This window comes from Amycolatopsis bartoniae (genome assembly GCF_014191255.1).
Taxonomy (GTDB): Bacteria; Actinomycetota; Actinomycetes; order Mycobacteriales; family Pseudonocardiaceae; genus Amycolatopsis_E; species Amycolatopsis_E bartoniae.
In genome coordinates this window covers 981907-1004614 of sequence record NZ_JACHWH010000002.1, presented here as the reverse complement: position 1 = coordinate 1004614, position 22708 = coordinate 981907, and the positions used below count along the sequence as shown (strand labels likewise).

General features: G+C 71.3%; 22 protein-coding genes. 6 read left to right on the top strand and 16 right to left on the bottom strand.

Annotation, left to right across the window (positions count from 1 at the left end):
- The coding region (locus FHX82_RS16675; protein WP_183176660.1) for an ADP-dependent NAD(P)H-hydrate dehydratase at nucleotides 1-666 on the top strand (666 nt) is incomplete at its 5' end.
- A 431-nt stretch (nucleotides 667-1097) separates the two neighbouring features.
- Here FHX82_RS16675 and FHX82_RS16670 read toward each other — a convergent pair.
- The 13 genes from FHX82_RS16670 to FHX82_RS16610 all read right to left on the bottom strand — a co-directional run bounded on the left by FHX82_RS16670 (nucleotide 1098) and on the right by FHX82_RS16610 (nucleotide 13162).
- Entirely contained in the window at nucleotides 1098-1598 is a 501-nt protein-coding gene (locus FHX82_RS16670) for a universal stress protein (RefSeq protein WP_229881377.1), read from the bottom strand.
- 302 nt (nucleotides 1599-1900) lie between these two features.
- Nucleotides 1901-2860, bottom strand: a complete 960-nt coding sequence (locus FHX82_RS16665) for a DUF6801 domain-containing protein (protein ID WP_183176659.1) — start codon at nucleotides 2858-2860, stop codon at nucleotides 1901-1903.
- 255 nt (nucleotides 2861-3115) lie between these two features.
- Complete coding sequence (locus FHX82_RS16660; RefSeq protein ID WP_229881374.1) at nucleotides 3116-3940, bottom strand: SAM-dependent methyltransferase; 825 nt, start codon at nucleotides 3938-3940, stop codon at nucleotides 3116-3118.
- Between the two features lie 472 nt (nucleotides 3941-4412).
- Nucleotides 4413-4928 (bottom strand): YbaB/EbfC family nucleoid-associated protein, encoded by a 516-nt coding sequence (locus tag FHX82_RS16655; protein WP_145932625.1) that lies wholly within the window; start codon nucleotides 4926-4928, stop codon nucleotides 4413-4415.
- Nucleotides 4925-5311 carry a type VII secretion target gene (locus FHX82_RS16650; RefSeq protein ID WP_145932626.1) on the bottom strand — a complete coding sequence of 129 codons (387 nt, stop codon included), beginning with the start codon at nucleotides 5309-5311 and terminating at the stop codon, nucleotides 4925-4927. Before FHX82_RS16650 ends, FHX82_RS16655 begins: the two co-directional genes overlap by 4 nt.
- A 10-nt stretch (nucleotides 5312-5321) precedes the next feature.
- Nucleotides 5322-7028 carry a PPE domain-containing protein gene (locus FHX82_RS16645; RefSeq protein WP_145932627.1) on the bottom strand — a complete coding sequence of 569 codons (1707 nt, stop codon included), beginning with the start codon at nucleotides 7026-7028 and terminating at the stop codon, nucleotides 5322-5324.
- A gap of 25 nt (nucleotides 7029-7053) precedes the next feature.
- Complete coding sequence (locus FHX82_RS16640; RefSeq protein ID WP_229881370.1) at nucleotides 7054-7461, bottom strand: hypothetical protein; 408 nt, start codon at nucleotides 7459-7461, stop codon at nucleotides 7054-7056.
- A gap of 17 nt (nucleotides 7462-7478) precedes the next feature.
- Nucleotides 7479-8318, bottom strand: coding sequence for an ESX secretion-associated protein EspG (locus FHX82_RS16635; protein WP_229881369.1), 840 nt, complete (start codon nucleotides 8316-8318; stop codon nucleotides 7479-7481).
- 390 nt (nucleotides 8319-8708) lie between these two features.
- The gene (locus FHX82_RS16630) at nucleotides 8709-9482 is read right to left on the bottom strand and encodes an MHYT domain-containing protein (protein ID WP_145932713.1); all 774 of its coding nucleotides are present in this window, start codon (nucleotides 9480-9482) and stop codon (nucleotides 8709-8711) included.
- 24 nt (nucleotides 9483-9506) lie between these two features.
- Complete coding sequence (locus FHX82_RS16625) at nucleotides 9507-10088, bottom strand: GTP-binding protein (RefSeq protein WP_145932629.1); 582 nt, start codon at nucleotides 10086-10088, stop codon at nucleotides 9507-9509.
- The gene (locus tag FHX82_RS16620; protein WP_145932630.1) at nucleotides 10069-10443 is read right to left on the bottom strand and encodes a DUF742 domain-containing protein; all 375 of its coding nucleotides are present in this window, start codon (nucleotides 10441-10443) and stop codon (nucleotides 10069-10071) included. Before FHX82_RS16620 ends, FHX82_RS16625 begins: the two co-directional genes overlap by 20 nt.
- Nucleotides 10440-10844: a roadblock/LC7 domain-containing protein gene (locus FHX82_RS16615; RefSeq protein ID WP_145932631.1), complete on the bottom strand. Its 405-nt coding sequence runs from the start codon at nucleotides 10842-10844 to the stop codon at nucleotides 10440-10442. Before FHX82_RS16615 ends, FHX82_RS16620 begins: the two co-directional genes overlap by 4 nt.
- On the bottom strand, nucleotides 10841-13162 hold the full coding sequence (locus tag FHX82_RS16610) for a sensor histidine kinase (protein ID WP_145932632.1): 2322 nt from the start codon (nucleotides 13160-13162) through the stop codon (nucleotides 10841-10843). Before FHX82_RS16610 ends, FHX82_RS16615 begins: the two co-directional genes overlap by 4 nt.
- A 378-nt stretch (nucleotides 13163-13540) precedes the next feature.
- On the opposite strand from FHX82_RS16610, the gene FHX82_RS16605 reads away from it, so the two are divergent.
- Both FHX82_RS16605 and FHX82_RS16600 read left to right on the top strand, forming a co-directional pair.
- Nucleotides 13541-14128 (top strand): cysteine hydrolase family protein, encoded by a 588-nt coding sequence (locus FHX82_RS16605; RefSeq protein WP_145932633.1) that lies wholly within the window; start codon nucleotides 13541-13543, stop codon nucleotides 14126-14128.
- Nucleotides 14129-14454: 326 nt separating this feature from the next.
- Complete coding sequence (locus tag FHX82_RS16600) at nucleotides 14455-15246, top strand: SDR family NAD(P)-dependent oxidoreductase (RefSeq protein WP_145932634.1); 792 nt, start codon at nucleotides 14455-14457, stop codon at nucleotides 15244-15246.
- Nucleotide 15247: 1 nt separating this feature from the next.
- Here the strand turns inward: FHX82_RS16600 and FHX82_RS16595 are convergent, their stop codons facing one another.
- Complete coding sequence (locus tag FHX82_RS16595; RefSeq protein WP_145932635.1) at nucleotides 15248-16186, bottom strand: SDR family NAD(P)-dependent oxidoreductase; 939 nt, start codon at nucleotides 16184-16186, stop codon at nucleotides 15248-15250.
- A 102-nt stretch (nucleotides 16187-16288) separates the two neighbouring features.
- Here FHX82_RS16595 and FHX82_RS16590 point away from each other — a divergent pair, with 102 nt between their 5' ends.
- Nucleotides 16289-17134, top strand: coding sequence for a helix-turn-helix transcriptional regulator (locus FHX82_RS16590; RefSeq protein WP_145932636.1), 846 nt, complete (start codon nucleotides 16289-16291; stop codon nucleotides 17132-17134).
- Between the two features lie 9 nt (nucleotides 17135-17143).
- Here FHX82_RS16590 and FHX82_RS16585 read toward each other — a convergent pair whose 3' ends face one another.
- Entirely contained in the window at nucleotides 17144-18544 is a 1401-nt protein-coding gene (locus FHX82_RS16585; protein WP_229881367.1) for an MFS transporter, read from the bottom strand.
- A gap of 65 nt (nucleotides 18545-18609) precedes the next feature.
- Here FHX82_RS16585 and FHX82_RS16580 point away from each other — a divergent pair, with 65 nt between their 5' ends.
- On the top strand, nucleotides 18610-19593 hold the full coding sequence (locus FHX82_RS16580; RefSeq protein WP_183176658.1) for a CobW family GTP-binding protein: 984 nt from the start codon (nucleotides 18610-18612) through the stop codon (nucleotides 19591-19593).
- Between the two features lie 4 nt (nucleotides 19594-19597).
- Here FHX82_RS16580 and FHX82_RS16575 read toward each other — a convergent pair whose 3' ends face one another.
- On the bottom strand, nucleotides 19598-20473 hold the full coding sequence (locus FHX82_RS16575; protein ID WP_221216124.1) for an RluA family pseudouridine synthase: 876 nt from the start codon (nucleotides 20471-20473) through the stop codon (nucleotides 19598-19600).
- 176 nt (nucleotides 20474-20649) lie between these two features.
- On the opposite strand from FHX82_RS16575, the gene FHX82_RS16570 reads away from it, so the two are divergent.
- Entirely contained in the window at nucleotides 20650-22707 is a 2058-nt protein-coding gene (locus FHX82_RS16570) for a DNA gyrase/topoisomerase IV subunit B (RefSeq protein ID WP_145932639.1), read from the top strand.
- Nucleotide 22708 lies beyond the last annotated feature (1 nt).

The following is a 22708-nucleotide window of genomic DNA, read 5'->3' as shown; positions in this document are numbered from 1 at the left end:
GCGACGCCCCTCGGGGTGGCCGTGCCGGAGGCTTCGGTGTTCGGGCTGCCGGAGACCGACGGGGGAGCGGTGTCCCGTGAGGCGGCCGAGGTGCTGCGGGACGTGCTGCCCGCGGCACGCGTGGTGGTGATCGGGCCGGGGCTGACGGACGTCGACGAGACGTTCGCGCTGCTGGAGCGGGTGCTGCCGCTGGTGGCGGAGGACGCGCGGCTGGTGCTGGACGCGTACGCGCTCGGGGCGTTGAGCCGGGAGCCGGAGCTGGTGAAGCCGTGGGCGGGGCGCGTCGTGATGTCGCCGAACCACACGGAGGCGGAGTACCTGCTCGGCGGCGAGGTCGAGGACTACGCCACCGCCGCGGCCGGCATCGCGGACCGCTACCAGGCGGTGGTCTCGCTCATGGGCGCGATCGCCAGCCCGTCGGGAGAACGCTGGTTCGACGGCGGCGGCCACATCCACCTGGCGACCTCCGGCAGCGGCGACGTGCTGGCAGGCCTGATCGGCGGCTTCCTGGCCCGCTCGGCGACCCCGGAACAGGCGGCTTGCTGGGCCACGCACGTGCACGCACTGGCGGGCCAGCGCCTGATCCCGAAGACCGGCGTGACGGGACTCCTGGCGCGCGACCTGGTGGCCGAGGTGGGCACGGTCATCTCGGAACTGACCCAGTAGGGGACAGGGCGCCGAGTCGCGACTGGCTCGGCGTGACGGCGCGCGACCAGGTGGCGGGCACGGTCGTCTTGGAGCTGACCCGGTAGGGGGCAATCGTTTGCGGGGACCGGCTGGGCAGGGCGGCGAGCCGGACTCGCTCGGCGTGACGGCGCGTGGCCTGGTGGCCGAGGTGGGCACGGTTGTCTTGGAGCTGGCCCAGTAGGGGCGATCGTTTGTGGGACCGGCTCACCGAGCGGGCCGCCCGGTGGGTCTGCTGGTGCGTGACTCGGAGCTGACCCGGTAGGCGGCAATCGCTTGCGGGGACCGGCTCACCGAGCGGCCCGCCCAGCGTGCCGTGGTGCCCGAGGCAGGCACGGTCGTCTCAAACCTGACCCAGTAGGCGGCAAACGCTCGCGCGAACCGGCCGTCCACCGAGCGGACCGCCGCCGCGATTACGGCACCACTGTCACCGGCCAGAGACCTGCCTTCACCAGGCGCGTCGCGACCGAGCCCACCAGGCGGTGACCGGCGCTTTCGGACGCCCCGACCACTACCAGGTCCGCCTGCCGTTCCGTCGCCACGCGGCGCAGCTCCGTGTACGCGTCCCCGCGGCGAATCTCCAGCGTCACCGGGATGTGCGCCTCCTGCGCGAGCCGCGCGATGGGCTCCCGCAGCTCCGTGATCAGCTCGTCGTGCGCCTGCTCCTGCGCGGCCGACAGCAGGCTCGCCGACATCCCCGTCCACACCGACGGCGACATCACGTACACCACCACCAGCCGGGACCGCTGCCGCCGCGCGAGGCCCGCCGCGTAGGCACCCGCCCGCAACGCCGTCGGCGACCCGTCCACCCCCACGAGGATCAGCTGCGGCCCGTCCGTGCCCCGCTCGAACCGCCCCGGCACCCACGCCGGTCCGAAGTCTTCGACCAGCGAAGGGGATCCACTGTCCGCCACACCCCCATTATCACCGCAACGCCCCGCTCCCGGGACCCCGCCCGCACCCCGGCAGTGTGACCGCGCTCTCGCAGTCCACATGGGACAGTTGCCGATCGAGCCGGAAACAGGAAACTCGTTGTCCCGCAACCACCGCCAGGGTGATTCTCGAAGCAGAACCCCCTCCCCGCAAGGAGAATCCCATGAAGATCCTCTGCCCCGTCTCCAGCCTTCTCCGCCTGGCCTGCTGGGTCGCCGCCCTCTGTCTCGTGGCCGGAGTCACCCTCGGTCACGAGACGAACGACACGCCCCAGCCGGTCACGTCATCGGTCGCTCGATGACCGGCGCCGGAACAGCAGCAGCGCACCGGCGGACACCAGCGCCAGCCCGGCCGCGATCGTGGCCAGCACGGGCACCCCGGTGTAAGCGAGCTCACGGCTGCCCGACGACGGCGTGTAGTTCGCCGGCACGACGCCACCCGCCGCGGACGAAGACGTCGTGGACCGCGTCGTGCTGGAGCCGCTCGTGGCCGAACTCGTGGACGAACGCGTGGTCGTGGTGGGGCTCGTCGTCGCCGACCCGCTCGTCGACCCGCTCGTGGTGGTGGGAGACGACGTGGTGGTGGTTGTCGTCGTCGTGCTGGTGGGCGTGGACGGCGTGGTCGAGCCGCCGCCCCCGCCGGTGATCTGGAACGTGGCGAGCACGTTGTTCTGCCCCGCGTTCTGCTTGCACTGCGAGGTGAACGTGCCCAGGCCGGTCTCCCCGCCGGACGCCGTGCGCGGAGTGAGCGTGAGCGCGATGTCGTTCACCCGGATGGTGCCCTGCCCGGCCTGCGAGAACGTCAGCGCGGGCGCGGTTCCGGTGGCCGTCACGTCGAACGAGCCCGACGCGGGCACGGGCGTCGACGGGATGGTCGCGGGCACGGTCACCGGCAGCGTGCCCTCGGGCACCTCGATCGTGGAACCGGCCTGCGCCGTGCCTTCGACCGTCGTCGCGCCGACGAGCGTGAGCCCCTGCGTGGCGGTTTCCGGCACGGTGGAGATGGCGGTGATCGAGAACTCGGGCGTCGGCTCGCCGACCGCGATCGTGGCGGGCACGTCCGACTTGATCACGACCTTGATCGCCTGGTCGCCGATAAGCGGGAACGGGCACGTGTAGTTCAGCGTCAGCTCGACCGGGGCCGCACTGCCGGTGCCGGTGCCGAGCACGAGACCGGTGACGGCCGCCGCGGCGCCGGCCACGGAGGCCAGTGCCAGAAAGCGCTTTCTGCTGGAGGAGTTCATCGCGTCCCGCTTTCGCCCGTCGGAAGTGCCCCGGAGCGGGAAGCTACCCACCCGCGCGGACCGCGGAAAGGCTCGCGGAGATATTCCGTACCAGCACGCCAATCACGCGCGCGATGACTAGCAGGGGCCCGACAAAACCGGTTCAGACCCGTGGCAGGGGATCGGCGAGCCCGGTGCCGACCGCGCCGATTCCGGCGCCCACGCCCCAGGCCGCGACGAGCCGCGCCGCCAGGCCCAGCGCACCCGCCGGCAACCTCACGGCTTGCGGCCCACGCCGACCCAGATCACCGACTCCTCGGGGGTCGTGAACTCCAGCTCCGGCGAGTTGGGGCTGCTCTCCTCGGGATGCCACAACGGGGTCCACGTCATGCCGGGCTCGACCAGCTCGAAGTCCCCCAGCAGGTCACGGATCTCGGACTGCTTGCGCCACACCACCGGGTTCGACGAGGCGTCGTACATCTGCTTCAGCTCGACCAGCTTGTCCGCCAGCTCGTCGGGCACACCCTCGTCGGTGACCTGCGAAACCACCAGGTACGAGCCGGAGTTCAGCAGCTCCCGGTAGCGCGCCACGCACTGCGGGCCGATGTCCTTGCCGTCGTGCCCTGGCTGCTCGATGTGCAGCACCGCCACGAGCAGCACGGCCACCGGCTGGTCGAAGTCGATCACCCCGGTCTCGGCGACGCTGTCCCACAACCCGTCCGGGTCACGCATGTCGGCCTGCACCACCGCGTGCCGCTTCGGGTCGCCGTGCTTCTCCAGCAGGTACCGCGAGTGCGCGACGGCGACCGGCTCGTGGTCGATGTACACGACCTTCGCGTCCGGGGCCACCTCGTCGGCGATCTGGTGCGTGTTGCCCATCGTCGGGATGCCCGAGCCGATGTCGATGAACTGCCGCACGCCCAGCCGCATCAGGTGCCGCACCGCGCGGTGCAGGAACAACCGGTTGGCGACGGCGACGGAACGCAGCACCGGGAAGCTCGTCAGCACCTTCTCGCCGAACGTCCGGTCGATCGCCCAGTTGGCCGTGCCACCCAGGAGGAAGTCGTAGACCCGCGCCACGCTCGGGTGTTCCAGGTCCACCCCTTCGGGTGGAAAGGGCTCAGGTCCCCGTTGGCTCACCGCAGTTCCTTTCGCAGCGCTTTCCGACATGGTAGCGCCTGCCGTGATCACGCGCCGTGACGGCTACCCTTCGGGGCGGAGTCCACTGTGGAGCGGCGATGGGCGGATGCCCCGGGAAGCAGGATCCGGGCTTCACCAGGGCAAACAGGTTGACGCGCAACGGGTTCGCGGGTCACCCGTCCAAGACGGCGGCGGAAAACACTCACTCCGGCAGGCGTCGGTGCCTCGCCCGAATCCGTGACAGTGCTCGACGATGTGTAACCACTGATTCCGCCGAACGGAGGTGAGTAGAACCCCCGGTCGGCAGGCAACTCTCCGGATGCAGCACTCGGATCGACAGATCCTCCGGTCCCCGCCGATCCACGTCCCCCGACGGACGAAGAGCCGGCCTTCCCCCGGGCGGAAGGCCGGCTCTTCCTCGTTCCGAGGGGGATCACCAGGGGTTGTTGTCCTCGTCGTCCTCGGACTCCTGCTCGGCGGGCCGCCGCGGCGGCCGGTCCTCGGCGGCGGGTGACTCGTCCGACTCCTCCTCCGGCACCTCGTCGTCCTCGTCCGGATCGGGGAAGCGGCTGCGCAGGTTGTCCACGAGCAGCGCCCGCGTCTGCGGGTCCTCCTCGCCGACCTCCTCGGTCATCACCTCGGCCACGCGCTCGGCGATCCCGGCCTGCGCGCGCCGCATGGTGGTGAGGATCTGCGCCGACAGCTCCTCCAGCGGCATGGTGCGCGCGCGGCCGGACAGGTCGAGGTCGGTGACGCTGCCGTCCGCGCGCACGGTCACCCGCACCGAGCCGTCGGTGTTGGCCGACGTCAGCCGGATCTCCTCCGTGCGCTCCTGCGCCGCGCGGTAGCGCTCGGCCTTGCGTGCGAAGCTTGCCGCCCACTCGTCGATCCGCTCGATCGCCTGGTCGGGGTCTCGCATCAGGTCGCCGAGCCCGTTTGCCGCGGTCATTCGCCCGCCCCCTCACGCGCGGACGCCTGCACCGGCTGGACGACCGTGCCGATGCGCGCCGACGCGACCGGCTCCTGCTCCCGCAGCTGCACCTCGAACGGCTGCGCGTTCGAGGTGTCCTGGTCGTCGTAGTTCGACGCCGCGGTGCGGACGTTGTCCGCCGTGGCGGTCATGCCCTCGACCGCGGCGTTCAGCGCCTCCGTCGCGTCGTCCTGCGTCGTCGCGTTGACGATGGGCGGCAGGAAGGCGCACAGCAGGCCGTACGCCGAGTCGCCCATCGCCACGGCGCGGGCCGCGTCCACGGCCGCGTTCAGCCGGTCGGTCAGGCCGTCCAGATGGCCGGCGTGCGTGCGCAGCTCATCCGCGACCACTTCGAAAGACATGTCGCCCCCGCTACTTCTTCTTGTCCGTCTTGTTCTTCTTCCAGTCCCCGATGACCGGCGGGGCGACGACCTGCTCGGCCTCGAAGAGGTCGGGCTCGCCTTCGACGTAGTCGGCGATCCGGTGCTCCTTGTCCTCTTCCCCCTTGCCCTTGCCGCCGTGGCCCCCCAGCCCGGCGCCAGACGTGCCGTTGCGGCCCGCCGCTCCGGCGGCACCGGCCCCGCTACGCGCGGCCGCGGCTTCCTCGGCCGCGGCGCCGGACCCGATCCCGCCCGCGAGCCGGTTTCCGGCGCCAGCGCCACCACCGCCGCCGATGCCCTTGACGCCACCGGAACCGCCGGAACCCCCGATGCCGCCGAGGCCCTTTCCGGCCGTGCCCGCGGTTTCCCCGATCCCGCCGACACCCTTGATGCCGCCCAGTGAGCTGCCGCCGATCCCGCCGGTGCCGCCGATGGAACCGATGCCTTCGAGCGGGTTGCCGGTGGGGACGGCCGTGCCGCCGAGGCGGCTGGCGATGCTGTCGCCGTTGATCCCGCCGGAGTAGCCGATCGTCGGCACGCGACCCGAGCCGGTTCCGGTGCCGGTGGTGGAGCTGAGGTCGGTGCCGGTGACCGACGCCGGCAGGGTGCTGTCGGGGATCTCCGGCACGGAGCCGCCGTACCCACCCGAACCGCCGTAGGACGTGGCGCCACCCGAGTAGCCGGACGCGCTCAACGGCAGCTCGCCGCCCGTCGTCCCCGAACTCCCGGAAAAGCGCGCAGCCTGGCCGTCCACATCGGATGGTGCTCCCGCGACAGTGCCCGGCTGGAGCTGCCGGTCGGCCGCGAGCCGCGGAGTCACGGCCGTCTCGCTCTGCGGCGTCGTGGAACTCCTCGGCAGCACCGCGCTCCTGGCGGTCAGCTGCGCCAGCTTCGGCGGCGCCGGGAAGACCGGGGTGGTGCTGGCCGAGGCGACCGTGTCGTCGTACTGCGACATGATCCGAGCCGCCTGCTGGCGCGCGGCCTGCTGCTGCCGCAGCGCCGCCAGGTCGAGCTGGGCCTGCTGCGCGTAGGCCACCGGATCGGTCAGGGCCTGCAGGCGCGCGTTCGCGCTCTGCGTGTCGAACTGCACCGGCGGGTTCACCGCCATCTGCTTCTGTGCCTCGTTCAGCGCCTGCGAGTGGATCTCCTGCTGGCGGCCGGTGAGCGTGGCGCCCTGTGCGGTGGTGCCGAGCCACTGACCGACGGAGGCCAGGTGCCGGCGGGCCGCGTCGCCGCCCGAGCCCTGCCAGTCGGAGAGGCTGTCGGCGATCGCGGAGGCGAGGTTCTGCTGGTGCTCGGTGAGGTCGTTGCCCAGCCGCACCCACTCCTCGGAGGTGACGGCCACCGTGGCGGGGTCGGCGTTCTCGGTGAGCGCCTCGACCATCTGCTCGTGGGTCGCGTTGTCCCACACCGTGCTGGGCGCGTTGCCGTTGTCGCGCAGCTCCAGCCCGTGGTCCAGACCCTGCCGGGACTGCGAAATCTGCTCCTCGTAACGGCGCTGGATCTCCTGGTCGCGCTGCAGCGGCGTGACCACGTCACCGAGCCAGCCGTGGGCGATCTCGTCGTCGACCTCGCGTGCCACCTCGGCGCGGATGTCGTCGCCCGAGGACACGGCGGACCCGATCGGCCCCACGTAGTAGGGCGAGTCGGGGTTTTCGGTGATGTCGTGGAAAAAGCCGCCGGGAGGGGTGATGGCCACGTTGGTTCTCCTCACTGCCCGCGCGTCAGCCCTGGGCGCTGATCCTGGTCAGCGCCGTCCCGCTCGCGCTGTCCTGTGACCGGTAGTTCGTCTTGGCGAGCTTGATTGCCTCGATGTACGTGGGCAGTTCTTCCTTCGCCTGCCGCAGCTGGGTGAGCAGGCCGTCGTCGTCGGTCGCCGTCTTGAGCATCACGTGCGACGCCCAGCGGGACGTGGCGGTGTTGCTCAGCGGCGGCGCCTGCTCGAACTGCTGCAGCGCGGCCCAGCGTGCCTCCAGCGTGTCGACGATGTCCTGCAGCGCCTGGATCATGCGGTCGCCGGTGCCCTCGTCGACCGCGAAACTCCCCGTCACGGCCAGCTGCTTCAGTTCGGTGCCGCTCAGCATCCGGTCGGCCGCCATCGTCGGCTGGGCGGCGTCCTGTCCGTCGCTCATGGCGCGGTTCCCCCTCCTCAGTAGACCGCGGAGATCATCGTGCGGACGGTTGCGGCGACGTCCGCGAAGCCCGCCGGCACGTAGTGCGCCGTGGTCGACGAGCGGTCCGTGGTGGTGTGGACCAGGTAGCGGCCGTCCTCGGTGTCGAGCCACGTGACGGGTTCCGCAGTGCGCTGCTCGCCGTGCCGTCCGCGGCCGCTCGCGGTGAAGTAGCCGCCGCCCAGCCGCGGCCCGGCGAGGATCTCGGTCAGGATTTCTTCGTCCTGCGTTCGCGTCCGGGTCCGGATGCCGCCACGCGGGCGCACCACGCTGTTCACCTGGAGGCTGCCGAACGCCTCGGTCTCCTCCCGGTCGAACTCCTCCTCGGCCTGCCGCCGGGCGGCGAACGCCGAGCGCGGCTGGTCGTCGCGGCGGGAGACCGCGAGCGGACGGGTCGGCGCCGGATCCGCCGCGGGCAGGGCACCGGCGAGGGTGCGCACCAGCTCCTCGTCGGGCAGCAGCGAGAACTCCAGCTTGTCCTCGCCGCCGGTCTGGGTGATCGTCAGCGCCTGCGCGCCGTCGGTGGCCGCGAACACGGCCAGGTCCCCGTGGCGGACGTCGGTGCCGCTCGCGGCGACCGAGACCCGGTGGTCGCGCAGCAGGTCGAAGGCCGCGCGGACCTGGCGGTTCAGTTCTCCGCGGACCGACAGCCGCCGGTCCTCGAGGTCGAAGTAGACCTGGCGGGCCAGGCGGGCGAACCGGACCGGGTCGACCGTCGTGTTGCTGATGCGCAACGGGAACACGCGGACGTCCGCCCCCACCGCGCGCCCGACGACCACGGCCTCCACGCTGCCGAGCGTGAAGTCGAACCGAGACACGGTCGTGTCACCTTTCCGGTAACGAAGAGCTGTGGACATGGCCGGCCGTTCCCCCAAGGTCAACCCGTCGGCAGTGGATGCTGCCTGTTCGCTGTTCAGTCTCCGCGTCACGGCGATCCATGTCGAGCGCCTGCCTCCCCGGAGTGGTGATCACAACTCCCACTGTCCCGCCCCCGACAATGAGACGAGAGAGCAGCCGTCGTGGTTCACATGCTTCAGTGACACGGCGCGCGGGGGAAAAATTCCGCGCGCGTTCGGGAAGAGAGCGGATCGTGACGGGATGGGGTGGAATGTCGGGATACGACGAGCGGGGGAAAGCGGCGGGTGCTGCACGTGACGCAGCCGCAGGCCCGGGGCGTGCCGGACCTGCGGCTGCGAGAACTGATCCCGTCAGGCGGGCTGCTTGGCCGGCACCTGCACCGGCGCGCGGCGGGAGCCCGGCGGCGGGGCCATCAGCACCGCGCAGATCGGCACCGCCAGCGCGACCGCCGCCAGGACGAACACCGGGAACAGGAACGAGAACACCTCGACGCCCGCCGGGTCCGGCGCGCCCATGTCCAGGTGCACCCGCATCGCCGCCATGCCCGTGTAGTGCATGCCCGTCACGGCGATCCCCGCGACCAGTCCCGCCGCGAGGCGGTGCAGCGGCTTGTCCACCGCGACCGTGAACCACAGCGCCGCGGTGGCCGCGACGACGGCGATCACGACCGACAGCACCACCAGGCCCGGCTGGTAGCCGATCGAGCCCTTGACCTCCAGGCCCCACATGCCGGTGTAGTGCATGAGGTTCACCGCCAGCCCGGTGATCACCCCGCCGGCGATCAGCCGCCACCACGCGAACCGCGTCCGCACGCCGAACACCAGCAGCCCCCCGAACACCGAGACCACCGCCAGCACCGCGGACAGCACCGTCCAGAAGACGTTGTAGCGCACCGGCATCCCCGGTGTGGAGAAACCGAGCATCGCCACGAAGTGCATCAGCCAGATCCCGACCCCGCCGATGGACAGCGCCGCCAGCGCGAGCCACGACAGCCGCGACCGCGCGCTCAGCGCGTACCGGGCCTGCAGCGTGCACGACAACCCGACCGTGCACCCCACCACCGACGTGAGGTACGCGAGCAGCAGCAGCCAGTCGCCCAGCGCGAAGTGCTGCACGTCGGTCATGTCCATCGGGGAGCCTCCGGGGAGTCAGTTCGCCGAGATCAACCGGGCCATGGCGTGCTCGGTGGCGGCGATGAGGGTCTGCTTCGTCGACTCCGCCGACCGCGCGTCGCACGTGAGCACCGGGACCCCCGGGCCCACCGCGAGCGCGTCGCGGACGTCGTCGATCGAGTGCCGCAGCACGGCGTCGAACTGGTTGATCGCTATCACGAACGGCAGCCGCCGCGACTCGAAGAAGTCGATGGCGGAGAAGCTGTCCGCCAGGCGCCGCGTGTCCACCAGCACGACGGCGCCGATCGCGCCGCGCACCAGGTCGTCCCACATGAACCAGAACCGGTGCTGGCCCGGGGTGCCGAACAGGTACAGCACGAGGTCGTCGGCGAGGGTGAGCCTGCCGAAGTCCATCGCGACGGTGGTGGTGACCTTGTCGGGCACGTCGGTCAGCTCGTCGATCCCTTCCGACGCCGCCGTCATCATCGCCTCCGTGCGCAGCGGAACGATTTCCGACAGCGCGCCGACGAAGGTGGTCTTGCCCGCACCGAACCCGCCGGCGACGATGATCTTCGCCGACGTGATGTGCTGCGAGCTGTCAGAGTGTGCGTAGTCCACTGAGGACCCTTTCCAGCAGGTCGTGACGCTCGTCCCAGGTTGCGTGATCGGAGAGAGTGTCTCGCACGATCACCCAGCCGGAGGCGAGCAGGTCGGCCACGAGCACCCGCACCACCTGCAGGGGTACGGACAGGTACGCCGCGATCTCCGCCATCGACCGCGGGTGCAGGCACAACTGCGTCACGGTCGACAGCGGGCTGGCGCGGTTGAACGGCACGGCCTGCCCTTCCGGTGTGGTCTGGACCAGAGCTTCTATGGCTAGCTCGACCGCCGGCCGGGTGCGGCCATCGGTCCAGGCGTACGGCCTGGCCAGCGAGGGTCCTGGCCGCCCGTCCGGCGGATTCGGGCCACTCACGGTCCCGCCTGCCGAAGCGGCGTGTCAACCATTTTGCCCACCCTGTCGACGAGCAGCGTCATCTCGTAGCCGATCAGCCCGATGTCGCAGCCGGGGCTCGCGAGCACGACCAGGTTGGAGCCGTCCCCGACGCTCATCAGCAGCAGGAAACCCTCCTCCATCTCGATCACCGACTGCACGACGCGGCCCGCGGTGAACAGCTCGGCGGTGCCCAGCGCGAGGCTCGACAGACCGGACGCGATCGCGGACAGCTGGTCGGCCCGGTCGCGCGGCAGCTTCTTCGACGCCGCCACCAGCAGCCCGTCGGCGGAGACGAGCGCGGCGTGGGCGACCCCGGCGACCTCCTCGCTGAACTCGGAGACGAGCCAGCTCGGCGAGGGCGCGGTGGATGAGTGGGTCACGATCTCTCCTCGTTCGCGGTGCGCTGCCGCGCCGCCCGCAATCCGTTGTAGTGCCTGGACAGGTTGTTCCGGACCGCTGCTGGATCACGGAAGTCTCGGGGGCCTTCGCCCTTGGTGCGGGGCAGCGCCGCGCCGGGTGCGAGCTGGGCGCCGGGCTTGCGCGTCGGCAGCCCGGCGGGGTTGAGCACGGCCGTCGCGGACTGCTCGACGGCGGCTTCGGCCTTGCGGCGGGCTTCGTCGGCCGGCGTGACCCAGTTCCGCGACGGTGGCGCCGTCTCGGAGCTCTCGTCCGCCGTGTGCTCGGTGAACCAGTTCGACACCACGCGGTCGAAGATCGGTGTCCGGGCGGGCAGCTGCGGCGGGATGGACGGCGCGGGCGCGGGGTGGGCGTGGCCGTTGACGGCGCCGTTGACGGCACTGGCCGCGGCGAGGGCCGGGGTGCGGGCGGACGTGCCGTCGGTGATGATCAGCTCGCCCGGCAGGTGCACGCTCGCGGTGACACCGGTGCGGCCCGCCCTGGTCATCGTGCCGCGCAGCCGGACGGTGACGCCGTGCCGGGCGGCGAGCCGCCCTACCACGAACAACCCCATGCGGCGGGCGGTTTCCGGGCTGACCGTGTCGCCCGAGGCGAGCCGCTGGTTGGCGGCGGCGAGGTCCTCGGTGGTCATGCCGAGCCCGTTGTCCACCACCTCGACGAGCAGGCCGCCGTCGCTGCCGCGGTCCGCCGTCAGGTACACCTTCTCCTCCGGCGGGGAGAAGCGGGTCGCGTTCTCCAGCAGCTCGGCGAGGATGTGCACGACGTCCGCGGCCGCTTCCGAACGCACCGCCCCGTTGGGCACGTTGACGAGCGAGACCCGCCGGTAGTCCTTGACCTCGGACGTGGCGCCGCGCAGCAGCTCGACCATCGACACCGGGCCGGTGTCGCGCCGCGCCGGGCTGCCGCCGGCGAGCACCTGCAGGTTCTCGCCGTTGCGGCGCAGGCGGGTGGCCAGGTGGTCGAGCCGGAACAGCTCGTCGAGCCGCTGCGGGTCCCGCTCGTTGGACTCGAGCCCCTCCAGCACCGTCAGCTGCAGTTCGACCATGGACTGGCTGCGCCGGGCCAGCGTCATGAACATCTCGCTGACCTGCTTGCGCAGCTCCGCCTGCTCGCCGGCGAGCCGGACCGCCTGCTGGTGCATCTCGTCGAAGGCGTGCGCGAGCTGGCCGATCTCCTCGCCGGTCGTGATGCCGACCGGTTCGACCGACTGCCACGACACCTCGTCGCCGCTGCGCACCCGTTCGATCGTCCTGGGCAGCTGCTCGTGCGCCGCGGACAGTGCCGCCGCGTGCAGCCGCCGCATCGGCGAGACCACCGAGCGCGCCATGAACAGCGCGATGGCGAGCGCGGCGAGCAGCGCGCCGATGACGAGCGAGGCGTCGCGCAACGCGGTCGAGCGCGCGTCGTCGGTCTGGTCGGAGATCGCCGTCGAAAGACCCGTGATCAGCTCGGTCAGCACGTCGCCCAGCCCGGCGCTCTCCGCCGCGATGGGCAGCAGCAGTGAGCTGAGCTCGGTGGTGCGGTCGGTGGCGAGCGCGGACTGCAGCGCGGCCTGGCGGTCGGCCGAGGACGCGGTCGCCGTGGCGAAGCGGGCCTGCTGGTCGCCGGTCAGCGACGCCTGCACCTGGTTGCGCAGCGCCGACTCCTCCGCGGCGGCTTGCGCGGCGGAGGTGATCACGGCCTGGTCGGTGCCCGGCCCGATCGAGCGCAGCAACCCCTCCTGCACGGCGAGCGACCCGCGCAGCTGCAGGAGGTTGCGGCCGGTGAAGGCCAGCCGGTCGAGCTCGCTGTCGGCGGTGGGGGTGGTGAACGCGGGCACGGTGTTGGCCAGTGCGAACACGATGTCGCGGTAGCCCGCCGTGGTGCCGACCGGGTCGCGGTTGCTGTTCACGTTGCGCAGCACGCCGAGCCTGCCGATGGCGGTGTTGAGCACGCGGCTGGTTTCCGGGGACAGGCTGCCGAAGTCGGCGTCGCGCTGGAGCTCCGCGGCCTTGGCGTCGACGGCGTCGATCTGCGCGGTGGGCAGCCCGGCGCGGCCCGCGGTCACCGTCGCGACGGATTCCTGGTTGACGAGGTCGGCGAGATCGGTGATGTCGCGCAGCACCGGCAGCTGGTCGCGCACGGTGCTGAAGTCGGTCGCCCGGGTCAGCTCGCTCTCGATGCGCGTGCCAGCCAGTGTCAGCGCGACGATCACGGGCAGCAGCAGGACGACGGAGATCTTGGTCCGGAGACTCCAGCCACTGGGTGGCCAGGCCGCCCGGCCCGGCTCGGTTCGTTCCATTTACGGGGCCGCCCGATTCTCACGCGTTGATCAGCAATTTCGAAAAAGTTCCCACCAGTGTGCAGCGAAGCGCGTAGGAGACAACCCCACCGGGCCGGGCCTTGTCAAGTGTTCAAGCTGATGTCCGATTAATCGGAACATGCCCTTGACCTGGTTCACTGCGGTGCGTGACGGGTGATCAACCAGCAGTGCCACCCGCCTCGGCCGGATCTACGGAAAGCGCTATCTCGGCCACCGGCCGTACTCGTCCGGAATTCGATTTCCGGGCCTCCCGACGGGTGTGTGCATTCCGGCGACCGGACCAGTGCGGCGGATTTTCCGGAAAGGGCCGGCAGTTGTTTTTTCTCCACCTCTCCGGGGAGGTGGGATGATCGCGACATGGCCGATGAACGGGGCAGGGCGGTGCTGGCGCTGCACTGGCAGGTGAACGTGATCTCGCCGCAGGGGTTCTTCGGCGGGCTGCTGGCCGGGCCGGTGGCGCGCAGCGGCGTGGTGGGCCGCGCGGCCCGGTTCCACCAGGCCGCGCGGGCGGCCGGGATGCCGGTGATCTGCACGCGCTTCACCATCCCGGAGGGCGAGGGCGAACTGGTGCGCAACACGGGTTTCATGCGTGCCGTGGGGGAGGCGCAGGAGGCGTTCCGGCCGGACGCGCCTGGTGCGCAGCTGATTCCGGAGGTGGCGGGGCTCGCGGACGCCGTGGTGGACAACCAGAAGCTGTCCGGGCTTGCCGGGAACGACCTGGCGGAGTGGCTGCGGGCCAACGATGTGGGCACCCTGCTGATCACCGGGGTGGCGACGAACCTGACGGTGGAGCAGACCGCGCGCCACGCGACGGACCTCGGCTTCACCGTGCACGTCGTGAGCGATTGCGTCGCCGCGGCCGACGAGACGACGCACGCCGCTTCGCTCGCGAACCTGGAGCTGACCACGGCGGGCTGCCTCGCGGCGCCGGACGCGCTCACCTGAGCATCCGAGTGTCCACAGAGGACTTCGCTGGGGTGGTCCCCGGCGGGGCAGGGGGAGCCCGCCAGGGACCACTCTGCGCCACAGCGCCCCGAGGGGGGAGGTTGGGCGCTGGGCGGGTCCAGCTGAGAAAGCGCTTTCACGCTCTGCTCCGGGACCAGTGTAGGGGCGTTTTCCCGGCGCGCACAGCGAATCCCCGCCACAACGGGCCGACCTGCGCTGATCGAACGGACGAACACGCAGCGTCAGACGGGGCTGGTGGGATCGTCACGCGCTGTAGACGGATCGGGTGCACGTTTGACCGCCACCCGCCGGGTATCCATCCCGGCATGACGGACACCACGAGCAAACCACTGGCGGTAGTGACCGGCGCGTCCACGGGGATCGGCCGGGAGCTGGCGAAGCAGTTCGCGCAACACGGGTACGACCTGCTCATCGCGGCGGAGAACCCGGAGCTCGACGAGGCACGGGAGGAGATCGCGCGGCTGGGCGCGCGGGTGGAGGCCGTGCGCGTCGACCTCGCCGAACCCGAGGGCGTCGAGGAGCTCGTGCGGCACCTCGGCGGGAAGCCGGTGGCGGCGCTGGCCCTCAACGCGGGCGTCGGCGTGGGCGGGTCCTTCACCGACGGCGGGGACCTGGCGGACCAGCTGCGGGTCGTCGACCTCAACGTCCGGTCCACCGTCCACCTGGCCAAGCGGGTGATCCCCGGGATGGCGGCCAGCGGCGGCGGCCGCGTGCTGTTCACGTCCTCGATCGCGGCGAGCATGCCCGGCCCGTACCAGTCGGTCTACCACGCGTCGAAGGCGTTCGTCGGCTCGTTCGCGCAGGCGCTGCGGGAGGAGCTGAAGGACAGCGGCGTCACGGTCACCGCGCTGATGCCCGGCCCGACCGACACCGAGTTCTTCACCCGCGCGGGAATGGAGGACACGAAGATCGGCAGCGGCCCGAAGGACGACGCGGCCGAGGTCGCCAAGGCGGGCTTCGAGGCACTGATGGCGGGCAAGGACCACGTGATCACCGGCGCCCGCAACAAGGTGCAGGCCAACGTGGCGCAGCACAGCCCGGACACCCTGAACACCAAGCTGGCGGCCAAGATGTCCGAGCCGGGCGGCGCGAAGTGAGCTAACGCGGCGCGCCCGCCCGGGCCAGCAGCTCGGCGGTCGCCTCCCACAGGCGCCGTTCCCGGGCGCGATCGTGGGCGACCGGCCGCACCGCGGTCGGCCTGGTCTTCACCACGAACGCGCCGTCGCGCAGGTGCGCCCACTTCTCGTCGAGGGCCAGCGCGGCCAGCAGCGGCCCCGAGCGCTGCGGTGTCGACACACCGGGGATCCGGGCCAGGGCCCGGCCCATCGCCTGGAACGCCGCGGGCGCGTCCCGGCTCAACGCGGTGCTGGGCATCCAGCCCGGCTCGAACACCGACACGGTGATCCCGTCACCGGCGTGGCGCTGCAGTTCGTGGGCGTAGTACAGGATCGCCAGCTTCGCGTTGGAGTAGGCGACGCCGGACGGGGTCATGCCCGGGGCCTGTTCGGCGGGAGCAGGGCGGGCCAGCTCGACGGGGTCGGCCCACTCGGCCGGGGGCACGTGCAGCAGCTTGCGCCAGAAGTTGGCGGCGTAGGTGTTCGAGCCGACCAGCACGATCCGCGCCGGGGCGGTGAACGAGCCGAGCAGATCGCCGATGAGCTGGGCGTGGGCGAGGTAGTTGACGGCGAAGGTCAGCTCGTAGCCGTCGGCCGAGGCCCGCCGGGTGTCGGGCGACATGGTGCCCGCGTTGGCGACCAGCGCGCGCAGCGGCCGGACGGCACCGGCGGTGAGCAGGTCCCGCACGGTGGCCGCGGCGGCACGCACGTCGGCCAGGCGTGAGAGGTCGCAGCCGATCTCGCGGACGTTGGCGCCGCGCGCCCTGGCCTCGTCGGCCACCGCGGTCAGGTCCCGTCCGGCGCGGCCGACCAGCAGCAGGTCGGGCCGTTGCCCCGGTGGGCGCTCGGCCAAGGCGAGGGTGGCGTGGCGGCCCAGGTTGCGGGTCGGGCCGGTGATCAGCACAGTTCCGGGTTCGGTCATGGCCCCAGGTTGCGCGCCCGGCCGGGCCGCAGGCAGTCGTCCGGTTTTCGTAGGACTGCCAGGGCCAGGACAACCCGGTGCGACCGGCGGAGACTGGGATTCGTGGAAGCGTGGGAGTTCGGCCGGACGGTGCGCCGCTGGCGTGACCGGGTGGCGCCCGAGGCCGTCGGCGTGCCGGCGGGCCGCCGGCGCCGGGCCAGCGGGTTGCGCCGCGAGGAGCTGGCCGGGCTCGCCGGCATCTCGGCCGACTACCTGACCCGCCTGGAGCAGGGGCGCGCGACCGCGCCGTCGGCGCAGGTGGTGGAGTCGCTGGCCCGGGCGCTGCGCCTGTCCGACACCGAACGCGACCTGCTCTTCCGGCTGGCCGGGCACGCCGCACCCGGCCCGGACGTCGTGCCGTCGCGGATTCCGCCGAGCGTGCAACGACTGCTCGACCGGCTGTCGAACACGCCGGTGGTGGTGTACGACGCGAGCTGGACGCTGGTGCTGGCCAACGCGCCCTACGACGCGCTGATGGGTGACACGACCGCCTGGCGTGGCCTGGCACGGAACGCCGTCTGGCGCAACGTGACCGGCCTGCCCTCGCGGGTGGTGCACACCGCGCAGGAGCAGGCCGAGCACGAGGCCCGCCTCGTGGCCGACCTGCGCCTGACGGCCTCGCGTTACCCGGCCGACCACGCCCTGCGGCGCCTGATCGCCGACCTGACCGCCGGCAGCCCGCGCTTCGCCGAGCTCTGGGACGCCGACACCCCGACGTCGCTGCCCGACCCGTCCCGGCGCAAGACCGTCGACCACCCGGCGGTCGGCCGGATCACCCTCGACTGCGACACGCTGCTCGTCGCACTGGACGACCTGCGCGTCTCCGTCTACACCGCCGAGCCCGGCACGGAGGACGCCGACCGCCTGGCGCTGGCCGTCGTACTGGGCACCCAGTCGCTGACCCTCTGACCGGTCCGCTCAGTGCTGGGCGTCGACGACCTCGCGGGCTTCCTGCCTGCTCTCCACGATCGGCGGCGACCCGGCGAGCGGCCGCTGTGCCGTCTCCCGCGTGAGCACGATGCTGATCGCCCCGATGACCCCGGCCGCCATGAGGTAGTAGGCGGGCCAGTTCAGGTCCCCGGTGCCCGCGACCAGCGCGCTCATCACCGTCGAGGTCGTGCCGCCGAACAGCGACACCGCGATGTTGAACGAGATGGACAGCCCGCCCGCGCGGATCCGCGTCGGGAACATCGCCGGGAGCGTGGACGGCAGCACCGCCGAGAAGCAGATCAGGGTCAGCCCCATGATCAGCAGCCCCAGCAGCGTCCGCACGTCACCGCCCGCGCGCAGCAGCAGCACCGACGGCAGCGACAGCACCACCAGCGCCACGCAGCCCGCGAGCACCACCTTCCGCCGCCCGATCCGGTCCGACAGCCTGCCGAGGAACGTGATGACGACCATCAGCACGACCAGCGTCACGATCTGCAGCACCTCGGACGCGGTCTGGCCGGTGCCGGTGTGGCCGTGGCCGGGCAGCGTCTCGGTGAGGTAGGTGGGGACGTAGCTGGTGAGCATGTAGTTCGTCACGTTCCAGGCCAGCACCAGCCCCGCGCACAGCAGCATCGCGCGCCAGTGGTCGACGAACACGCGGCGGAGCTCCGACTTCTCCGGCGGCTTGTTCGCGGCCTTCGACTGCTCCATCAGGTCCGCGAACGCCGGCGTCTCCTCCAGCTTCAGCCGCAGGTACAGCCCCACCGCGCCGAGCGGCAGCGCGAGCAGGAACGGCAGCCGCCAGCCCCAGCTCAGCAGCTGGTCGGGGGTGAGCACCGCGGTCAGCACGGTGGCGATGGTCGCGCCGAACGCGTACCCGGTCAGCGTGCCGAACTCGAGCCAGCTGCCCAGGAAGCCGCGCCGCCGGTCCGGGGCGTACTCGGCGATGAACGTCATCGCGTTGCCGTACTCGCCGCCGGTCGACACGCCCTGCAACAGGCGGGCGAGCAGCACCAGCAGCGGCGCGGCGATGCCGATCTGCGCGTAGCTGGGCACCACCCCGATCACGAAGGTGCCCGCGGCCATCAGGATGACGGTGAGCGACAGCACCTTCTTGCGCCCGATCCGGTCGCCCAGCGGGCCGAAGAACAGGCTGCCGAAGGGACGGATCAGGAACGACACGGCGAACAGTCCGAACGTGGCGATGGTGCCCATGGCGGGCGGCAGCCCCGAGAAGAAGACCTTGGTGATGGTCGTCGCGAGGTATCCGTAGACCCCGAAGTCGTACCACTCCGTGATGTTGCCGACAGCGGCGGCACCCACGGCTCTGCGGACCACGGAACGGTCCGCGATGGTCACGTCTTCGAGCTGCAGCTTTCCATTGTGCACGGTCCGCAGTATGCCCAGCGCCCGTCGACGTGAAACACCCCCTACTACCCGCTATGGTGCAGATTATGCAGCCGCGGATCCCCGTTCTCGTGCTCGCGGGTTTCCTGGGCGCGGGCAAGACGACGCTGCTCAACCACCTGCTACACAACGACCAGGGCGTGCGGATAGGCGTGCTGGTCAACGACTTCGGCGCGATCAACGTGGACGCGCTCACGGTCGCGGGTCAGGTCGACGCGTCGGTTTCGCTGGGCAACGGCTGCCTGTGCTGCGCGGTGGACGCGAGTGGTCTCGACCGCATGCTGGAGCGGCTCACGCAGGCGGAGCTGGACCTGATCGTCATCGAGGCGAGCGGGCTGGCGGAGCCGCGCGAGCTGGTGCAGCTCGTGTTGTCGGCCACACACGAGGAAATCGAGTACGGCGGTCTGGTCGAGGTGGTCGACGCCGCGGAGTTCGAGTCCACGTGCGACCGGCATCCCGAGCTGGAGCGGCATCTCGCGTTCGCGGATCTGGTGGTGCTCAACAAGATCGACCGCGTGTCCGCGGAGCAGGTGACGCGGATTCGTGAGCTGGCGGGGAAACTGAGCGGTGGACGGCCGGTGCTGCCGGTCGCGTACGGGCGGATCGACCTGCGCCTGCTGCTGGATCCCGTCGAGCGCCCGCGCCCGGCCGTCGAGCAGCTGTCGTTCGACGAGCTGCTCGATCACGACGGGCACCTGCACGCGGAGTACCAGACGGTGTCGTTCGAGACGCCGGAAGTGTTGCACCCGCGCAAGTTCCTGCGGTTGCTCGACGAACGCCCGGAGGGCCTGTACCGCGCGAAGGGCACTGTCCACTTCGGAGTGCGGGAGCGCTACACGCTGCACACCGTCGGCCGCTACCTGCGTTTCGAGCGGGGCGAGTGGCCGGGCGAGCCGCGGACGCAGCTGGTGCTCATCGGCACGGGCCTCGACGAGGAGGCGCTGCGGGCGGGCCTGGCCGCGTGCGTCGAACCGGACCCGGAGTCGATCGACGACAACGCGATGCTCCGCGTGCTGCACCACTCTTCCTGACCGGCTAGGCGGATTCCCAATCCGCGTAGGAACTCCACGCCTGCAACGCCCGGCGGCTCTCGAACCGCCGTTCTTCCCCCGTCAGCGGGTCGCGGAACTCCAGCGTCTTGGCCAGCAGCTGCAGCGGGCGGCGGAAGTCGTGCAGCGGCGTCTCCCGCACCACCGGGTAGAACCGGTCGCCGAGGATCGGCACGCCCAGCGAGTTCATGTGCACCCGCAGCTGGTGCGTGCGGCCCGTCGCGGGCACCAGCCGGTAACGGCCCAGCCCGCCCGAGTGCTCCAGCAGCTCGACGCGGGTCTCGGCGTTCGGCGGGCCCGGAACCTCTTCCGCCGTAATGGTTCCGCGCTCCTTCACGATCCGGCTGACCACTGTGCGCGGCAGTTCGAGCGCGGGGTCGTGGGGCGCGATCGCCTCGTACTCCTTGCGGACGCGGCGATCGCGGAACAACGTCTGGTACGCGCCGCGGTGCTCCCGCCGCCGCACGAACATCAGCAGCCCGGCGGTGACGCGGTCCAGCCGGTGGGCGGGGCTCAGCTCGGGCAGCTCCAGGTCGCGCCGCAACCGCACCAGCGCCGTCTCCAGCACGTGCTGCCCGCGCGGGATCGTGGCCAGGAAGTGCGGCTTGTCCACCACGACGAGGTGCTCGTCGGCGTGCACGACGTCGATCCGGAACGGAACCGGCGTCTCCTCCGGCAGGTCGCGGTGGAACCAGATGTACGCCCCCGCCTTGAACGGCGTTTCCCGCGTCACCGGCCCGTCGAGCCCGACGATCCGGCCCTCCGCGAGCATCTCGTCGAGGCGCCCCGGTGGCAGCCGCGGGATGCGTTCGACGAGGTGGTCCCGCACCGTCGCCCATGGGCCCTCGGCGGGCAGTTTCATCCGCGCCGGGTCCAGACCGTGCCGCTGAGGCAGCGGTGGTTCGGGCCGTTTTGTCACGTCCCGAGGGTACGGCACGCCTCGAGGAACGCGGTTTTGTCGGACCGGTCCGATACCCTGTCCTACCGTGGGTCGCCGGTTCGACGCCACATTCCGCCACGACCTGGGAGAAAGACCCTGTGACCGCCTCTGCTGAGCCCCTCTACGGGGCCGACGACCTGACGCACCTCGAGGGGCTGGAAGCTGTCCGCAAGCGGCCCGGCATGTACATCGGGTCCACCGACAGCCGCGGGATCAACCACCTGTTCACCGAGATCGTGGACAACTCGACCGACGAGGGTGTCGCCGGTCACGCCACCCGGGTCGTGGTCACCCTGCACGCGGACGGCAGCGTCCAGGTCGACGACGACGGCCGCGGCATCCCCACCGGGAAACACGCGAAATCCGGCCTTTCCGGCGTCGAACTGGTGCTCACGCGGCTGCACGCGGGCGGCAAGTTCGGCGGTTCCGGCTACAAGACCTCCGGCGGGCTGCACGGGGTGGGCGCGTCGGCGGTCAACGCGCTGTCACACCGCTTCGACGTCACCGTGAGGAACGACGGCAAGGTGCACGAGATGTCGTTCGCGCACGGCGTGCCCGGCGTGTTCGACGGGCCGGGCCCGAAGGCGAAGTTCACCCCGCAGCCGGGGCTGCGCGTGGTGGGGAAGATGAAGCGCGGCGAGCGCACCGGCACCTCGATCCGCTACTGGTACGACTCCCGCTACTTCGAGACGGGCGCGAAGCTCGACACCGAGGCGGTGCGCGCCAAGCTGCGCAACACCGCGTTCCTCGTGCCCGGGGTCACGTACGTGCTGCGGGACGCCACCGAGGGCTCGATCGGCGAGGAGACGTTCTCCTACCCCCACGGCCTGCGGGACATGGTGGAGTTCCTGACGCCCAGCGGCGACAAGCCGGTGTCGGGCATCATCATGATCACCGGCGAGGGCACGTACAAGGAGAACGCCGCCGACGAGAACGGCGTGATGAAGTCCAATGTGGAGCGTCGCGCCGAGATCGAGGTGGCGCTGCGGTGGAGCACCGGCTACGAGCGCACGGTCGAGTGCTTCACCAACACCATCCGCAACGTGCACGGCGGCACCCACCGCCGCGGGTTCGACCGCGGGGCGCTGAAAGCCTTGCAGGAGGCCATCTCCAAGACCCGCGGGCTGCTCAAGCCCAAGGAGGACCTGCCGACGGCCGAGGACGTGCTGGAGGGCATGACGGCCGTGATCCACGTGCGCATCCCCGAGCCGCAGTTCACCTCGCAGACCAAGGACGAGCTGTCCACGGCGGGCATCACGCGGGTGATCCAGGGCGTGGTCGAGAAGCAGCTCAAGGCGTGGACCGAGGACCGCAAGACCAAGTCCGAGGCCAAGATCGTGCTGCAGAAGGTGGTCGACGCGGCGCGCGTGCGGCTGACCCAGAAGCAGCAGAAGGACGCGGCGCGCCGCAAGACCGCGCTCGAAGGCGCGGCGATGCCGCCGAAGCTCGTCGACTGCCGCACCACGGGCATCTCGCGCAGCGAGCTGTTCCTCGTCGAGGGCGACAGCGCACTCGGCTCGGCGCGCATGGCCCGTGTGTCGGAGTACCAGGCGCTGCTGCCGTTGCGGGGCAAGATCCTCAACGTGCAGAAGGCGTCGCTCGGCGACACGCTGAAGAACGCCGAGATCGCGTCCATCGTGCAGGTGCTCGGCGCGGGCAGCGGGCGTACGTTCGACCTGTCGACGATGCGCTACGGCCGCGTGATCCTGATGGCCGACGCGGACGTCGACGGTTCGCACATCCGCACGCTGCTGATCACGTTGTTCGCGCGCTACATGCGCCCGGTGATCGAGGACGGGCGGCTGTACGCGGCGATGCCGCCGCTGCACAAGGTCATGACCAAGGGCCGCAACCCCGAGACGCACTTCACCTTCACCCAGCGCGAGATGGAGGCGAAGGTCGCGGAGCTGGAGAGGGCGGGCAAGACGGTCGTCACGCCGGTGCCGCGGTTCAAGGGCCTCGGCGAGATGGACGCCGACGAGCTGTGGGAGACCACGATGAACCCGGCGACCCGGTCGGTCCGCCGGATCACCCTCGACGACGCGGAAGCCGCGGAGGCCGCACTCGACCTGTTGATGGGCGAGAAGGTGGAGCCGCGGCGCAACTGGCTGATCGAGTCCTCCGGCCGGGTGGACCAGGCCGCCATCGACATCTGAG

Coding starts and splice junctions, on each gene's coding strand:
- FHX82_RS16665 (WP_183176659.1), bottom strand. CDS start 2,860: ATGAACTCCTCCAGCAGAAAGCGCTTTCTGGCACTGGCCTCCGTGGCC.
- FHX82_RS16655 (WP_145932625.1), bottom strand. CDS start 4,928: ATGACCGCGGCAAACGGGCTCGGCGACCTGATGCGAGACCCCGACCAG.
- FHX82_RS16650 (WP_145932626.1), bottom strand. CDS start 5,311: ATGTCTTTCGAAGTGGTCGCGGATGAGCTGCGCACGCACGCCGGCCAT.
- FHX82_RS16640 (WP_229881370.1), bottom strand. CDS start 7,461: ATGAGCGACGGACAGGACGCCGCCCAGCCGACGATGGCGGCCGACCGG.
- FHX82_RS16630 (WP_145932713.1), bottom strand. CDS start 9,482: ATGACCGACGTGCAGCACTTCGCGCTGGGCGACTGGCTGCTGCTGCTC.
- FHX82_RS16610 (WP_145932632.1), bottom strand. CDS start 13,162: ATGGAACGAACCGAGCCGGGCCGGGCGGCCTGGCCACCCAGTGGCTGG.
- FHX82_RS16605 (WP_145932633.1), top strand. CDS start 13,541: ATGGCCGATGAACGGGGCAGGGCGGTGCTGGCGCTGCACTGGCAGGTG.
- FHX82_RS16600 (WP_145932634.1), top strand. CDS start 14,455: ATGACGGACACCACGAGCAAACCACTGGCGGTAGTGACCGGCGCGTCC.
- FHX82_RS16595 (WP_145932635.1), bottom strand. CDS start 16,186: ATGACCGAACCCGGAACTGTGCTGATCACCGGCCCGACCCGCAACCTG.
- FHX82_RS16580 (WP_183176658.1), top strand. CDS start 18,610: ATGCAGCCGCGGATCCCCGTTCTCGTGCTCGCGGGTTTCCTGGGCGCG.
- FHX82_RS16575 (WP_221216124.1), bottom strand. CDS start 20,473: ATGAAACTGCCCGCCGAGGGCCCATGGGCGACGGTGCGGGACCACCTC.